Annotated in this window: 16 protein-coding genes and 2 pseudogenes; 1 reads left to right on the top strand and 17 read right to left on the bottom strand. The window is 49.0% G+C overall.

Annotated features, from left to right (window positions below; genetic code table 11):
- The 4 genes and pseudogenes from IPL17_RS06010 to IPL17_RS05995 form a co-directional block, all read right to left on the bottom strand.
- Positions 1 to 636 (bottom strand): annotated as a pseudogene (locus IPL17_RS06010) (glyoxalase); the annotation flags it as partial.
- A 58-nt stretch (positions 637 to 694) separates the two neighbouring features.
- Positions 695 to 991, bottom strand: coding sequence for an LUD domain-containing protein (locus IPL17_RS06005; protein ID WP_345306168.1), 297 nt, complete (start codon positions 989 to 991; stop codon positions 695 to 697).
- Positions 988 to 1,350 (bottom strand): LUD domain-containing protein, encoded by a 363-nt coding sequence (locus IPL17_RS06000; protein ID WP_345306167.1) that lies wholly within the window; start codon positions 1,348 to 1,350, stop codon positions 988 to 990. Before IPL17_RS06000 ends, IPL17_RS06005 begins: the two co-directional genes overlap by 4 nt.
- 7 nt (positions 1,351 to 1,357) lie before the next feature.
- Entirely contained in the window at positions 1,358 to 2,002 is a 645-nt protein-coding gene (locus IPL17_RS05995; RefSeq protein WP_345306166.1) for an NAD(P)-binding domain-containing protein, read from the bottom strand.
- Positions 2,003 to 2,137: 135 nt separating this feature from the next.
- Between IPL17_RS05995 and IPL17_RS05990 the strand changes: the two genes are divergently transcribed.
- The gene (locus tag IPL17_RS05990) at positions 2,138 to 2,704 is read left to right on the top strand and encodes a TetR/AcrR family transcriptional regulator (protein WP_345306165.1); all 567 of its coding nucleotides are present in this window, start codon (positions 2,138 to 2,140) and stop codon (positions 2,702 to 2,704) included.
- Between the two features lie 38 nt (positions 2,705 to 2,742).
- Here IPL17_RS05990 and IPL17_RS05985 read toward each other — a convergent pair whose 3' ends face one another.
- From IPL17_RS05985 to IPL17_RS05925, 13 genes and pseudogenes are all read right to left on the bottom strand, one after another.
- On the bottom strand, positions 2,743 to 3,435 hold the full coding sequence (locus IPL17_RS05985; RefSeq protein ID WP_345306164.1) for an SIS domain-containing protein: 693 nt from the start codon (positions 3,433 to 3,435) through the stop codon (positions 2,743 to 2,745).
- On the bottom strand, positions 3,392 to 3,751 hold the full coding sequence (locus IPL17_RS05980) for a hypothetical protein (RefSeq protein WP_345306163.1): 360 nt from the start codon (positions 3,749 to 3,751) through the stop codon (positions 3,392 to 3,394). Before IPL17_RS05980 ends, IPL17_RS05985 begins: the two co-directional genes overlap by 44 nt.
- A 103-nt stretch (positions 3,752 to 3,854) precedes the next feature.
- Positions 3,855 to 5,336 carry a peptidase S10 gene (locus IPL17_RS05975; RefSeq protein WP_345306162.1) on the bottom strand — a complete coding sequence of 494 codons (1,482 nt, stop codon included), beginning with the start codon at positions 5,334 to 5,336 and terminating at the stop codon, positions 3,855 to 3,857.
- A 9-nt stretch (positions 5,337 to 5,345) separates the two neighbouring features.
- Entirely contained in the window at positions 5,346 to 6,170 is an 825-nt protein-coding gene (rsmI, locus tag IPL17_RS05970; RefSeq protein WP_345306161.1) for a 16S rRNA (cytidine(1402)-2'-O)-methyltransferase, read from the bottom strand.
- A gap of 63 nt (positions 6,171 to 6,233) precedes the next feature.
- Positions 6,234 to 7,658 (bottom strand): annotated as a pseudogene (locus tag IPL17_RS05965) (serine/threonine-protein kinase).
- A gap of 128 nt (positions 7,659 to 7,786) precedes the next feature.
- Positions 7,787 to 8,476: a hypothetical protein gene (locus tag IPL17_RS05960; RefSeq protein ID WP_345306160.1), complete on the bottom strand. Its 690-nt coding sequence runs from the start codon at positions 8,474 to 8,476 to the stop codon at positions 7,787 to 7,789.
- Positions 8,477 to 8,498: 22 nt separating this feature from the next.
- Complete coding sequence (locus IPL17_RS05955) at positions 8,499 to 8,648, bottom strand: hypothetical protein (protein WP_345306159.1); 150 nt, start codon at positions 8,646 to 8,648, stop codon at positions 8,499 to 8,501.
- 22 nt (positions 8,649 to 8,670) lie between these two features.
- The gene (locus IPL17_RS05950; RefSeq protein WP_345306158.1) at positions 8,671 to 9,291 is read right to left on the bottom strand and encodes a helix-turn-helix domain-containing protein; all 621 of its coding nucleotides are present in this window, start codon (positions 9,289 to 9,291) and stop codon (positions 8,671 to 8,673) included.
- 5 nt (positions 9,292 to 9,296) lie between these two features.
- Positions 9,297 to 10,601: a BCD family MFS transporter gene (locus tag IPL17_RS05945; RefSeq protein WP_345306157.1), complete on the bottom strand. Its 1,305-nt coding sequence runs from the start codon at positions 10,599 to 10,601 to the stop codon at positions 9,297 to 9,299.
- A 156-nt stretch (positions 10,602 to 10,757) separates the two neighbouring features.
- On the bottom strand, positions 10,758 to 11,654 hold the full coding sequence (locus tag IPL17_RS05940; protein WP_345306156.1) for a glycosyltransferase family 2 protein: 897 nt from the start codon (positions 11,652 to 11,654) through the stop codon (positions 10,758 to 10,760).
- A 3-nt stretch (positions 11,655 to 11,657) separates the two neighbouring features.
- On the bottom strand, positions 11,658 to 12,659 hold the full coding sequence (locus tag IPL17_RS05935; RefSeq protein ID WP_345306155.1) for a glycosyltransferase family 2 protein: 1,002 nt from the start codon (positions 12,657 to 12,659) through the stop codon (positions 11,658 to 11,660).
- A gap of 2 nt (positions 12,660 to 12,661) precedes the next feature.
- Entirely contained in the window at positions 12,662 to 13,678 is a 1,017-nt protein-coding gene (locus IPL17_RS05930) for a methyltransferase domain-containing protein (RefSeq protein WP_345306154.1), read from the bottom strand.
- A gap of 178 nt (positions 13,679 to 13,856) precedes the next feature.
- A complete protein-coding gene (locus IPL17_RS05925; protein WP_345306153.1) occupies positions 13,857 to 14,618 on the bottom strand; it encodes a glycosyltransferase in 762 nt (253 codons plus the stop codon).
- Between the last annotated feature and the right edge of the window lie 74 nt (positions 14,619 to 14,692).

Here is a 14,692-nt window from a genome sequence, read left to right as displayed (position 1 = left end):
AAAACCGATGATGCCGTGATAAAAATCAACAGCCTCCTGCACATTGCGCACATGCAAATGGACATGTCCCACGCGTGTTTCGGGCGGAATGGGCACATCGAGTTTGTCATCTGCTTTCAGGTGGCTGAACAATGCATCCACATCCAATGGTTCGCGGCCGTCGCTTAATGTCCCATCCGCGCGGCGGGTGACAAAATCATTATTTTCAATCGTAAAGATTCCATCTTCCGGTGACTCTGCATATAACTCAATACCATTGCCTTCGGGGTCATCCAGATAAGTGGTCTTGGTCATGATGTGATCGGTGGGATGGTTGCGATATTTGAATGCAAACAAACGCGCCACCGCGATCGCCAATTGACGGCGGTCTGGAAAAAGAACAGCGAAGTGATACAACCCGGTCACGCGGCGATATTTCTTCAAGTCAGGTTCTTCGGTGAGCCGCAACAAATCTGCGCCGCCAGCACCAAGCCCGGGCTTTATTCCCCTTCGCGCCAGTGGAGTTTGAATCCGAGCGCCTGGGTGTAGAAGACGATCTGATTTTCCAGATTGGCAACTCAATGAAACATGACCAAGCAGGGTGGCGGGGTGAATCGAAAATTCATCTTTAGCGGGTGCGTTTGTTTGTGTATTCATTTTTTTCTTGCAGTCCTTTGATGGTGTTGTCTGTTTAACAGACAACACCATCGCGAATCTATTCTTTTAAAAACCGAGTTCTTCCTTGACAAGGATCAGCGTGATGCGGCCCCGGGCGGGTTGCGCGGTTGACGATCAGCATTTCATTGACCGCTGTACCGACTTTGTAGAGCTGCTGCATGTGCTCTTCTTCAAGCGGAACAACATGCTCTTTGATGCGACGCAAACCATCGTTCAGATCTTTTACGATCTTTTGAGCGCCAACCACCCAGATCACGCGACCCGCGCCAGAAGCATACGGACCAAGCTGACTGCCAGTGGCAGATGCGATCAACACGTGCCCATCTTCTGTCACAGCGTGGACGCTGCCAGCGGCGAAATCAGGCGGGCGATCAGCTTGCGAATTTCACGTCCCTGAGTCTCGCGATTCATGGCGTACATCCTGGGGCGCACTGCATCAAATCGTCCCGATTGATCCACATCTGCGACAATGCCCAGTTGTTCAAGGGTTACAGAGGAGCTGAGGAAAACTTCCGATCCTTCGGGGATCAATTCAAGGAACAACCGTTTTGCATCTGCGCCGGTTTCGGCGATCAGCGTTTGAATGCCATTGGCTTCGAGGGCTTTTGAAGTCCGCTCGATCTTTTCGTCCGTTGCCTGTTTGGCATATTCCTCAATCGGAGTGAATGCAATATCTTTATTTGATGTGAACATATTTTTCCTATCCGAGGATCTTGATGGCGCTGCCCCAATTGGTGCCGAGGGTGCCTTGCAAAACGATCTGCAACAATTGCATGGATTCGATCTGACGCGCGCGATGCAGGGGACCAGCGTCAATGGCACGCATGCCGCCGTCGGTGACGATCTGGGAAACCTTGGCTTTGGCATCGTCTTCATCACCAGCAATGAAGACGTCAAGCTTCTGTCCGCCCGCCTCACCTGTGAGGAGTGTGCCTGCGAACGTTGTATTGAAAGCCTTCACAACATGCGCACCAGCGACGATTGCCTTGGCGAGATCTTCTGCGGAGGATGAATCAGGCGCGGTGGCGAGGCCATCGTAGGTGGGGTTCAACGGGTTGGCGATATCCACAACAACCTTGCCAGCGAGTTTTGCGCCGAGCTGCTTTGCGATCTCAATGTTGGTGCCGTACCACACAGCCAGCACAACCACATCACCCAGGACTGCATCGCCGAGGCTTGAGGCGGAAACTGTCGCGCCATTCTTGGCGGCGGCTTTCAAATCAGCAGCAGCTTTTTCTGCAACTTCAGGATTCGCGTCCACAAATGTGACCGAGTGACCGCCAGCGACTGCGCGGGTTCCGATACCGCGTCCCATGTTTCCTGCTCCGATAATTGTTACGTTCATATTGACTCTCCTTGAATTGTTTGATAATATACACACGTTGCTTATACAACAGATGTTGCTTACTTTACCAACTCACCCAATGAAAGTCAACCAACAAAGAACTGGTTCTGTTGACTAAGCGACAAAGGAGACAAAGTGTTGCCTAACTCTGATGAAAAACTAGACCCTCGCGTCATTCGTACCCGCGGCCTGATCCTGAAATCCTTTGAGGATCTCCTCGCTGAAAAAAACTTCGAGAGCGTTTCCGTGCAGGATGTGACCGATAAGGCGCAGGTGAACCGCGCCACTTTTTACGCGCATTTCCCCGATAAATATGCCCTGCTGGATTATTCCATTCAAAAAATGTTCATGACAGAGATCGAAAAACGGACATTGAATGTCTGCAGTTACAGCCAGGACAACCTGCGAAACTTGATCCTCGCCGTGGTGGAATTCCTCTCGCACCTGCATACCGGCTGCGTCCAACCGCACCAGCAATTTGAGTCTCTGGTTGAAGGGACGATCAAGAAACAGATCTTTGATTTGCTTTCCTACTGGCTGCGAAAATCCAATGTCCCCACGGAACTCCCCGCCACAGTCGCCACCTGGGCGATCTACGGATTGGCTTCGCACTACAGCCACATGAAAAAACGCCCCGCCCTCGAAAAATTCGTGGACGAAGCGTTTCCGTTGGTGGCGGTTAATTTGGAACAGTTTGCGTAATTTAATTGTAGGGGCGGATCGCGATCCGCCCCTACAATTTATAACGATCTTTTGAAATTCACAAAAGCATCTTCTTCAGAGGGGTCAGCGCCGTAGGCCATGGCGAGATAATAGGCCATGTAATCGCCAAAAATGATCAAGGTCCACAAATGAGCAATGAATGATTCCCCGCGCGCATCGATCACATCCGTGTTCAAGCCTTCCAGCATGAAAGCCTGACGCATTAAGTCTGAACGCAATCTGTTGCGCGGATGATCGCTGGGCGCACGCATAAACAACGTCATTGTGTGAGCGTTGAGGGTCGGAGTTGGATTGATCGTCGCAATCAATGTGTTGTGTGTGGCTTCGGGGACGATCTCGAAGTTCGCGCCAGCTTTGGCAAGTTGATTGATCTGTGTCTTCCAGCGCCTCGCAACGGGAGCGAGATTTTCCGTCCCAACAAAGGTGACCCAACGCCCCACCAATTGACCGGCATAGCGCTTGGCGGGATTCTTCGCGGCGATCACATCCGCAGTAATGTGCTGTTGGGAGCGCTTCATCATGGCAACTGCTTCAGTCACATCGCTGGCGGGATCTGGGATGAATCCCAGTCGGGCAAACAAGGCAAGCAGCAAGGCGAAGGGATACGCAATTGCTGCAGTATCTACAATACCATTGCCGTCGAATTTCCAAACGGGAATATTTATTTCAGCGGCGCGTTTGGTCAACTTCGCCGCCAGTGGAAATGACAAAAAAACTGCATTTATTTTTTTGCGCGACTTCAAATACATCCAACACTTCTTCGGAGGTACCAGAGTGGGAAATGCAGATGACGAGAGTCTGAGGTCCGCTGGCGAAGGCAGGCAGTCCATAGCCGCGGTGCAATGTCACGGGGAGGCGAATGCTTGAGGATACAGAAGCAGTCACCAGTTCGGCAGAGATCGCCGAATCTCCCATCGCAGCGATGACAATGTTTTGGATGTCGGCAAAATCAGGCAGCGGCAGAGTCTGTCCCAATTCCCATGCGCTTTGTAATTGATCGGGGAGTCCGTCAATTTGGGCAAGCATGTTTTGGGTGTCTATTTTTTGAAGAGGTCGAGGTCGTCTAGGTTCATGGATTATAAAATAAAGACCTGACAGGTTTTAGAAACCTGTCAGGTCTGCTTTGAATTTAGCTCGCGTCCTTGATAAATTTCGACAGATCCTTCTTCATCTCTTTGAGTGAAGGCATGTGGACATACATCATGTGGCCGGCGTTGTAATAAGCCATGCGGATGTTGCCGCGCAGAGATTCGTCGAGGCCGAGATGATCGAAGGTGTATTCGGTGGCGAAATAGGGCGTGCCGAGATCAAAATAGCCGTTGGCAACAAAGACCTTGAGATATTTGTTGAAGGTCATGGATTGACGCAGAGTTTCTGCGACATTGACATATTGATTCTGGAAATATTCATACGACCAATTCATCCAGACTTTATCGCTGAGGATTTCGTAGGGCAAATCTGTTTCAAATTTCAATTCAGTGCGGATGTAATCATTGAAGGCAGCCGTGTACGGACCTGAGACTTGAGCGAACAGCGGATCATATTCATAGGATTCTGTGACGCCGATGCGGTCAATGCCGGTGTAGCGGCTGTCGAGGCGGCCAATGGTCTTTCCGCGCTCGCGCAGGAGTTCCTTGAAGAAGTGTCGGTCAAGGATACGCAAATTGCTGCGCTCGATAAATTCCTGCGAGATGCCTGTATAGTGCGAAAGCTTCTCGACAATGTTGGCGCGTTCTTCCGGTGTAAGGGATGCCCCTTTGAGAAGCGCGGATGCATATTCACCCTTCGCAAATTCCTCGGCTTCCTTGACCACGGTTTCCAGCGGGGCTTTGAAACTCAACTTGCCGTGGTACCAGGCAGTAGCCGCATACGCAGGTACGAAAAGAATATACGGCAGGTCATTATTGAGGTTGAAATCAATCGTGGCAAAATCAAGCACAGCCGAAATCAGCACCAATCCATTCAGCAGCATACCATGGCGGTTCTGTAAATATCCCGAGAGACCAGCGGAACGGGTCGTCCCGTAGGATTCGCCGGCGAGGAATTTCGGCGAGAGCCAGCGATTATAGCGCGTGGTGTACAAGCGGATAAAATCACCGACGGATGCGATATCTTTTGTGAAAGTGTGCCACTCTGCAGATTTTTCACCTTCGACGGGACGGCTAAAGCCCGTGCTCATCGGGTCAATAAAAACGAGGTCGGTGTCATCGAGAATGGAATATTCATTGTCGGTCAGCTTGAACGGGGGCGGGGGCATTTCGCCATCGTCGGTGAGGACGACGCGGCGCGGTCCCAATACGCCCATATGCAACCACACAGACGAGGAGCCGGGGCCGCCGTTAAAGGAGAATGTGACGGCGCGTTTGGATTTATCTTTCACTCCATCCTTGGTGTAGGCAATAAAGAACATCTGCGCGCGCGGTTTATTCGCTTCACCTTCTTTTTCAGAGACTTCCTCTTTCAGCACCATGGTCCCGGTGGTGACAGTGTATTTGACAATTTTTCCGCCGATCTTGATCGAATGTTTGCTCTCGACAAGATTATCCTTGGGGACGGATTTTTCTTCCTTCTTTTCATCTTTTTTTTCTTCGGGTTTCTTTATATCTGCCATGTTGAACTCCTATTTATTTTGATTAATCAATGCATACACTTCTTTTTTATTCCACCCGCTTTTTTCTGCAAGTTCTGTAGAAATTTCTTTTGCGGACTTATCTGCTTTCAATTCTTGTTTGATAACGATCAAGAGTTCTTCTTCCGTCCAAACACTTCTTTCTTCTTTCGTCTTTCCCGCAACCACCAGCGTGAACTCGCCGCGCGGTTCCTTGGATTTGAAATATTCGAGCGCGCCGCTGACTGATCCGCGCCAGTATTCTTCGTAGAACTTGGTCATTTCGCGGGCGACGCAGATGCGGCGATCACCGAGGACCGATAGGAGGTCTTCGAGCGAATCCACAATGCGGTGAGGGGATTCTAAAAAGATGAGGGTGTAGGTCAGGTTGGAAACCTGACCTACGGCTTTGCGGCGTTCCGTTGATCTGCTGGGAAGATAACCAAGATAGAGAAATGAATCAGTGGGGAGACCGGAGACTGTCAAGGCGGCGATGGGGGCTGAAGGGCCGGGAACAGGCCGAACATCGAAGCCGGATGCGAGCGCAGCTTTCACCAGTTCATAGCCAGGATCGTTGATGGCTGGAGTCCCCGCATCCGAGACCAAGGCCACATCACCTTCGGAAAGTTTTTCAAGGATGAAATCCACTTTGTTGAGTTTGTTGTGTTCGAAGTAACTTGTGAGTTGGGATCTTATTTCGAAATGCTTGAGCAATGTACCTGTGTGACGTGTGTCTTCGGCGGCAATCAAAACTGATTCGCGCAAAATACGCAAAGCGCGCGCTGAGATGTCTTCAAGATTTCCGATCGGCGTGGCAACAAGATACAGGATTCCCATTGAGTTATTTTATCACCGCGCCTGGGGAAAAGAAAAACGGGCGTTTTCGCGTCCGGATAACGCTTAACACCCTTTTAGTTTGATCACAAAAATATTACACCCCGCGCCCTGGGGCGGCGCGGCAATACAGCATTGATTGGACGAGTCAAATGTATCGCCTTGCGAGCATTTATTAAGATCGGAGTTTTCGATCATGGGCGGAATGCAGACCTTTAGGTCATAAACAAGGAAGGACGGGCCGGAACAGGATAAAACACGCCTGCCATTACTGGTTGCCTCGGAGATACAGGAACCCTGCCCTTTTGGATCGATCACCTCAAAGGTTGCATCATCCGGTATTATGAGTGCCGTGTAGGGGCGTTTCTTGAAACAACTGTAATTTGTCTCTCTGACAAAAGGCGTTGGAACGATCAGACTTTCAGAACAAAATGGGGCGAAGACCGGAGCGGTAACTTCCAGGGTGGCTGTCTCCAACGGGGGCGGAACAGTCACTGTTACCAGCGTTGGCACGGCAGAAAACGAAGGGGTTGTTGTGGGGCGCTCCGCCAGCGAAAACTGACTTCTTAACAACGCAAAACCAGCCAGAGCAACAAAGAGGATGATCCCAGCCACTAGCGATCCCGTCCATCGGCGGGAACCGCCTAAAGTCGTATTCAGGGCGATATTCCCCTCATGTCCAAAAGCGATCAGATTCAGAGCTTTCGCAAGATCCACCGACGTGGCATATCGTTTATCCCTGTCTTTTGCGAGGACAGTCTTAATGAACACATCGATTTCAACAGGCAGATCTGAGCAGATATTCAAAATATTTGGGATGGGCTCGACGGCATGCTTGATCGATATTTCCCTCTGTGTATCAGCCTTAAAGGGTACCTGGCCGCTCAGCATTTGATAAACAACCACACCAAGAGAATAAATATCGCTTCGGATATCGATATCGGCCCCCTGGGCTTGTTCGGGACTCATATAAGCAGGTGTGCCGGCCACCCCGCGCATGGTCTAGACAGCAGATGCCTCGGTCAATTTTGCAACGCCGAAGTCTGATATGAACGGCTCGTTGTTCGCGTCGAAAAGGATATTGTCGGGTTTCAAGTCACGGTGCACAATGCCCTTGTTATGGGCGTACGCGAGTCCCTGCGCGATCTTTTCAATGATACGCGCGGTATCTTGAAGTGAAAATGTGCCTTTCGCGATCCATGCTGAAAGCGAACCGCCGGTCATGTAACGCATGACAAAATATGGCTGTCCATCTTCATCACCGACATCATAGACCGGCACAATGACCGGGTGTTCCAACCCCGCCAAAAATTTGATCTCACGCTCAAATCGGGAACGAAACTGCGGATCGTGCAGCATTTCACGCGGCAGAACCTTGATGGCGACCTCGCGTTCAAACCTGGGATCATACGCGTGGTAAACAACAGCCATGCCGCTGCGGCCAAGCTCAGATTTTATTTTATATCGTCCGATCTTTTCAGGGAGCGCCATGCGCACAAGTATAAACCAGATGAATATGATGCCGCAACCAAAAATAAAACTCCTTTCGCCTGCTTTGAGAGATCAAGCAGGTAAAAGGAGTAAATAAAGACGATGTGGATCGCACTTTATAAGGCAAATTAATCAGGCGATTCCGATCTCCCTGAGGTCGCCATGACAAAACCAATATACATCAGGATCGCCCCTACGAATTCACTGAGATAGAGCATATCCCCCAGGCCGGCCTTCAACATGCTGCCGCCCACCGCCGGGGACAACGCCCCCGCCGCAATGAGGACATTACCAAACATACGATTGGCAAGGATCCTCTTGCGCCAGAAAAGAAAGGCAGAATAGATCGCGCCGCCGACCAACGTCAAAGTACCGTAGATATTAAGCAGGATCGTCAAAAAAACAGTGAGTCCGCCACGGGTCAGGAAATCTTTATACTGCTCAGAAGCGGGTCGGGCAATTTCGTAATTTCCACTCAAAGACGGCGCGGAAAGAACAAGGAAAAGGGCAAGCGCTGACACAACTCCCAGCACCCATGTGGTCACCCTGGCGGCGCTGCCTTTCCGAATAAGCAAGTGCACCGTTCCCTGGCCCAGCCAGGCCGCAGTCAACATCGCTCCGGTGAGATACCAGATCTTCAAAACAAAAATATTATAGGTCAGGCTAAGCGAAACTTCGCTGAGTGTGCCAATCCCGTAAAAGAGCAAGCCGACAGCCCAGAGCAGCAAATGAACTCCGCCGCGCTGGCGGTAGCGGGTATAAACAGCGATAACAAAGGCAAAAGTGACAATGGTTGAAAGATATGGAATATAAGTCATCTATTTCTCCAATTGACGAAAATTAAGCCGACGGGGTCACGCCAAACAGCGACAAGCCGATAATGATGAACACGACCAGCAAAGTTAACAAGAGTACAACCAGAAAAAAAGGAACCAGCATTTCAATTATGGATGAAGGGGAAAATCGTTTGGAAACGCGATATTTAGGCATACAGGTCCTTCCAAAACACAAGCTACCGGACGGCCTTTTCCAGGGACTCGTATGTCTGCAAAAGACTGATCAAAATATCATCGGTGAAAGTATGCATCTTGTGGAACATATCCGCTGTTTGCCCGGACGGCACATTGGCGCTGCCATACACGGTGATGACAGACTCGATCAAAGTATTTCGAAAAAATAAAAACGCACGCGCCGCATCCACATAACTTAAACTGTAGCGGTGCGCGCGGGAGGCGTATTCATATCCGATGGCATAGGCTTCGCTATCGGCTTCGACTCCGTTCGTGGCAAGATAGGTCATCAGTCCGTGAAAAAGCGAACGCGAGCTCATGCGATATTGCGCGCGCGCATCCTCGTCCAATTTTTGGTACCAGGTTTCGGCTTCCAAACGCCCCTCCGAGATCTGCATACGCACCTTTTTGATCACTTCCTGCATCATGTGTTCATTCTTGATCTCTGGAGAACGTGTGCCAGCGTTTGACCAGATCAACAGTTCACTGCTCTTGTAGCGACGGTGCCCGCCCTGCGTTTTATGCGTGGGCAGCACGCCTTTATCAGACCACAGTCTTACGGTGCTGGAATGCACACCCAACATTTTCGCCGCATCGCTTAGTGAAAGCCATTCATCTGTCATGTTTGTTACTCCGCCGCCAAAGCAACCTTCTCAACAAAGGAAGGTTCTTCAACGCCTTTTGCGAATTTTTTGATGTCGATCCGCGTCAGCATGATTGCCGCTACTAACAGCATCATCGCCTCGATCGCGAATACAACGAGATACCCGCTCAATGCCTGACCTGTGGCCTGATTCACCACATCACGCACCACGCCGCCGAGAATTGACCCGGTCAAGCGCGAGAGGGCGTTCGAGAAGCCCCACGCACCGATATACAAGCCCACCATGCCTGGCATGGTGAAGTCGAACATTAACGAAAGATTCGCAACAGTGGACAAGCCGGTCCCAAGACCGAGCAATGTCACGCCAATATAGAAAATATTTGTGGAACGTGTCACACCGCTTGCAACGATCACAACAAAACCAGCCAACGCGCCAATGTTCCCGAATTGCGCGACCGTCTTCTTCATAACACGACCTTCCAGAAGCCCTGCGATAAGGATCGCAACCAGCACGAAGGTCCCCCATAGTGATGTGATGCGTGTCGTTTGCGTTACAGTCATATTGAAGGCTTCCGCGCCAAAGGGCTCAAGCAAAACATCCTGTCCCAGGATCGCAGCGAGCAATAAAAGCAGGTAGATAAAGAAAGTGCGGGCAACAGGATTCGCTGTGATGGCTGCGCTCATTTGCTTATAAGAATAATTCTCAGAACGCGGACCTTCAGCGGCGCTGTTCGAGCGGGGCTCCAGCTTGATAAGGCCGAGCAGTCCCAGGGTCAGGGCAGATGCGGCAACGTATCCAAACGCACGGATTAAAGCCTCAGGCGTGTACGGGTCCACCATGCGGCTGAGTCCAATCGCCGTGGCAATGATGGAAACGATCATCATGAACCACATGGTCGCGATCGTTTTGCCGCGTTCGTTCTCGGCTGAAAGTTCGGTCGCAAGCGAAAGATATGAGACCGCAGAGAGGTTGTATCCCATCCCCCATAAACCGAAGGCGAAGATACCCGCGAAAAGTCCGAGCGAAAAATTCTCCGCCATTAAAAAAGCGACTTGCGGCGACACGATCACACCCAATACACACAAAATTAATCCGGAAAGGATATAGGGAGTACGGCGCAGGCCAAAGATCGGATGACGGTCCGAATAAGATCCGATGGCAACCTGTATGGGAGCAAATAAATATGGGAGAGAGGCAAGGACTGCGACCAGCGTCGCAGATAAGGAAAGCTCTTTGATCATGACGCGATTCAATGTGCTGTTGATCGGCACGAGGGTCATGGCAACTGCGACATGAATAAGTCCGAGTTGAAAACGTTTAAGAAACATAATTTCCTTTGGCAATCATTAAATAAAAGGAAGGGCGTATGGTGAACGCCCTCTCCTGTGTTCAATGTATTTTACTTTTTAGTCTGGCAGGGTCAATGTAGATTTGTTAAGAATTTTACTAGCATTTTATGAGAAAAAAGCCCTGATTCAATAAAATCAGGGCTTGCGCGTGCCGACCACTTTTTTTCTGCGAAACAGGTTCGCTAACAGGCTTAGAGCAAGTTTTATCAACATCCCCGCGTAATAAATTACATTAAAAATGAACCAATAATCTTTAGCGAAGTGCTTGCGATAATATAGGTAATAAGAACGATGCCATTCAACAATCGAGCGATATGGCTGAACCCCAGAGCCGCCCTCGCCAGCAAAGTGAATGATCTGGGCTGCGGGGTTGTAATAAATCTTCCACCCGGCCAGGCGGGCGCGGCGGCAAAAATCAGTATCTTCCTGGTAAGCGAAAAAATCTTCATCCTGATATCCGATCTGCTCGATCACCTCGCGGCGGATCAGCATACATGACCCGGAAACTGCCTGTGCTTCGTGGGTAAAATTTTCGCTGAGATAGGTCATCAGGTAACCGGCGAAACGCTTGTCATGCGGAAAAAGACTCGAGAGTCCGGAGAAATAACAGAAAGCATCCCAGGGACGGGCTTCACTGCGGCGGCACTGCTTTTGTAATGTTCCATCCCGGTTTAGCACTTTGGGACCGGCAATTCCGGCCTCAGGATGTGTATCCAAAAATCCCATCAGTTCGGTAATCGTATTCTGCTCCACCAATGTGTCCGGATTGATCAGAAGAATATATCTTCCCTGGCTGATCCGCATGGCCTGGTTATTCGGACGTGTATATCCGATGTTCCCGGCATTCACCAGCAGGCGAACAGCTGGAAAATCATCGTGAAGCATTTCCACTGTACCGTCCGCAGAGTGATTGTCAACGACGATGATCTCAAAAGAAACAGGACCCACTGTCCCGTAAATGGAGCGCAGGCAGTCACGCAGAAAATCCCTGGCGTGGTAGGTCACAATGCAGATTGAAACATCAATATTCATGGTTTATCCGCTCCTGCGTTTAAGAAAAGCCAGAAACGGAGTCAACCAGTTGCGCGACATCATTCGATGAATTTCCAAAACCGGGATTTTTCTTTGAAGTTGAATTTCGCGGCGTTTCTTAAAAATCCCAGGCAAACCGCGCAGCGCATCCCATTTGGCGCGCCAGATGATACGTCCCTGTCCTTTGAGGGTGAAATAGAGCAGAAAGAAAATATTTACAAAAATATGCAGGGGAAGGTACAGCCACAGCAGAGAAGTTGGCATATCTTTAAAATATGTCCACACCAGATTGCGATGGCCGTGATAGACAGAGAAATCGCTTCGTTTACCGGTACTCGCAGAACCCACATGATGAACCAGAGCCTGAGGAACCAGCAGACAAGTTAATCCGCGCAGACGCAAACGAAATCCCAGGTCAACATCCTCGAGATAAGAGAAATAATCCTCATCAAAACCGCCTGCGTCCAAAAACTCCTGGCACGGATAGAGAGCCGCCGCCGCGCAGGAACTGAAGATCTCTTGAAATTCGTTCAACGGATAAACAGGAAAATTATAGTTCTTTCGCCACGCCAATCCGCTGACATGATAGACATCGCCTTCGCCGTCCAAAAGAGCGGGATTATCCGCTTGTATCTGGCGCGAGGAAAAAAAAGAATTCGGATATTTATGCGCCGCATCGAGCATGCGCTCCAGCCAATCAGGCTCGGGAAAAGCATCTGCGTTGAGAAGGGCGAGCCATTCTCCACGCGCAAGGCGGGCGCCAATATTATTGGCGGAGGCAAAGCCGCTATTCTGTTCCAGTCTTTTTACAGACAGGTTTAATTCTGAATATTTTTCTTTCAGGTTCAAATAGTCACCATCTGTTGAACCATTATCAACGATGACAACCTCAAAATCCTTATTGGTTTGCATTACCAGACAATCCAAACATTTCCCCAAGTACGGAGAACTATTCCATGTAACCAGAATCACAGAGACACGCACGGCGATATTTAGATCACTCATCATCACGACATACGCAAGAACTTCTTGACTGCCTTTTTCAGTCCTGACAGAAATTGCCGATGGGGCGGGCGGATATCCACCAACTCATAGTATAGGCCGTTATTTTTCGCGGCGTACTCCTCCCGTTTATCCTCGGCAGTCTGAAAAACCGCCAACTTCTTCTCATTCTTTAATATCTCTTTATTGGGGCGGGCCACCAAAAAATCGAACATGGAAGATAAGGGGTTTTGGGAAAGGTATTTGCCGTCCTCTTCCAGGATGAATTGAACCCATTTCTCCCTGTCAGCCTCACCGGCTTTAAAAATATTGTCATTAAATGTTAACAACAAATAGGCCAACGCGCCACCAATTTTACGGTGGTGATCGACATAAAAGAACCGGTTCATGGTCTCAACAATCAACTCTGAATGAATGGCTTCAGTAGGGTCTGTTACCAGCATAGTGGGCAGGTGAGGATATCTCAGGTCCTGCCTTATATGCTCAGGCAGGGCTTGATTCAAGGCCATCGCCGCATTCCATTGTTTCCGTGGGTATTGGTTTCGGTGCGGGCCGACAAAATCCATGGACACAAAATAACCATCTTCGGGAAGCAGTTCTGCAATCTTTTGAAATACCTTATTTATATAGGCAATGTGATGGGCCGCCGCATGATTGACAACCAAATCATATCCGGTTTCAGGGAATGCCACCGTATTCGTATCCATGACATAGTACCTGAATGGACGCCCGCCGGCATGGTTTCTTGCTTCCGCGATCAGGCTTTCTGAATAATCGATCCCGACCGCTTCGTTGATCAAGCCAATATCGAACAACTCGCGCTCCCAGCAGCCGTTTCCACAGTTAAGCATGAGCGCCTTGTTGAATTTTCTTTTCCCAGTCAGGTCCTGAAAAAAACGATAGCCGTTTTTTTCCTTTTCACCGCTGACGCGAATATTCATAAATTCATTTACCTGGCGAATATCGTTCCAGTAGGTGTTTTTATAATAAATATCTGAATTCTGGTTGACGGTGTAATTCATAGATACTCCTTTAAGAAAGCCGCGCCATTAATTCCATCCACGCAGAAGGAACTGTCAGATGATTTTTCAGCACACTAAACGCTAAATAAATACGAACTGTTTATTAATTTTCGTCTGGCGACATCAAGCATTGAATTCCCGAAGCAGACACCAAGTCATCGAAAAGCCTACATTAACATTATTGTTCAAAATTGTAATATGAGCTGAGAAACAGTACAAACCAGCGTAATTGTTTCTCTTCGCCAAATATTTCCATGGAATCAACAGCCGCACTGCTAAGCTGATACCAAGTCTCGTGATCATTCATCAGAACTTTGGTATAGTGAATTAGTTCATCCGTCGTGTTCCACAAAAAGCCGTTTTTGGCATGGTTAATAATCTCAGGCTGTCCACCGCCGTTAAAAACAACAGGCACATTTCCATACTGCGCCGCTTCAATGGTTGATAATCCAAAATGTTCAAACTTTTCGGGGTTTATATCCGGGGCTTCCCCATAACCGGTGGCGTGCCAGTAGATTTTCGCCCTATCCAACAGGTCTTGCAGCTCATCGGCACTTGTATCATACAGCAGCTCTATAGGATAGCCTTTGGCGGTTTCCTCTAAATATCGTATATAACTGTTGCTTTCCTCATCCGTGTGTTTTCTACCCACCAAAACAAGTTTCCAATCCCCAGCCCAGCCTTTATCGCACATCTTAATAAATGCATTGACCATGATATCCTGTTTTTTATTGTGTCCACTCGCGAAGAAACGGCCAACATTAATAATAATATTGTCCTTGCGCAGATTGACAGATTTTCTTTCCGTTTTTACCGGCGGGTAAAGTACATAAGAATTAACCATCCAGTACTTATCAACCCAATCCTGTGTAAATTGCGAGATCGATAAAAACATATCATAGGACTGTAGCATTTTTTCATAAAAGATTGTTCTGATCATCCGCAAGGGGATGCCACAGAATAATCAAACTTTATTGGGAACATACAAGAATAAATATTTGTTTTTGCCCGCGA

Source organism: Candidatus Villigracilis saccharophilus (assembly GCF_016711665.1).
The sequence above is the reverse complement of the archived record's forward strand: the minus strand, read 5'-3'. Positions and strand labels throughout refer to the sequence as shown.

Excerpts from the sequence above, each read along its gene's own strand:
- IPL17_RS06000 (WP_345306167.1), bottom strand. The coding sequence starts at position 1,350 with ATGTTCACATCAAATAAAGATATTGCATTCACTCCGATTGAGGAATAT.
- IPL17_RS05995 (WP_345306166.1), bottom strand. The coding sequence starts at position 2,002 with ATGAACGTAACAATTATCGGAGCAGGAAACATGGGACGCGGTATCGGA.
- IPL17_RS05980 (WP_345306163.1), bottom strand. The coding sequence starts at position 3,751 with ATGCTTGCCCAAATTGACGGACTCCCCGATCAATTACAAAGCGCATGG.
- IPL17_RS05975 (WP_345306162.1), bottom strand. The coding sequence starts at position 5,336 with ATGGCAGATATAAAGAAACCCGAAGAAAAAAAAGATGAAAAGAAGGAA.
- rsmI (WP_345306161.1), bottom strand. The coding sequence starts at position 6,170 with ATGGGAATCCTGTATCTTGTTGCCACGCCGATCGGAAATCTTGAAGAC.
- IPL17_RS05960 (WP_345306160.1), bottom strand. The coding sequence starts at position 8,476 with ATGACTTATATTCCATATCTTTCAACCATTGTCACTTTTGCCTTTGTT.
- IPL17_RS05955 (WP_345306159.1), bottom strand. The coding sequence starts at position 8,648 with ATGCCTAAATATCGCGTTTCCAAACGATTTTCCCCTTCATCCATAATT.
- IPL17_RS05950 (WP_345306158.1), bottom strand. The coding sequence starts at position 9,291 with ATGACAGATGAATGGCTTTCACTAAGCGATGCGGCGAAAATGTTGGGT.
- IPL17_RS05945 (WP_345306157.1), bottom strand. The coding sequence starts at position 10,601 with ATGTTTCTTAAACGTTTTCAACTCGGACTTATTCATGTCGCAGTTGCC.
- IPL17_RS05940 (WP_345306156.1), bottom strand. The coding sequence starts at position 11,654 with ATGAATATTGATGTTTCAATCTGCATTGTGACCTACCACGCCAGGGAT.
- IPL17_RS05935 (WP_345306155.1), bottom strand. The coding sequence starts at position 12,659 with ATGAGTGATCTAAATATCGCCGTGCGTGTCTCTGTGATTCTGGTTACA.
- IPL17_RS05930 (WP_345306154.1), bottom strand. The coding sequence starts at position 13,678 with ATGAATTACACCGTCAACCAGAATTCAGATATTTATTATAAAAACACC.
- IPL17_RS05925 (WP_345306153.1), bottom strand. The coding sequence starts at position 14,618 with ATGATCAGAACAATCTTTTATGAAAAAATGCTACAGTCCTATGATATG.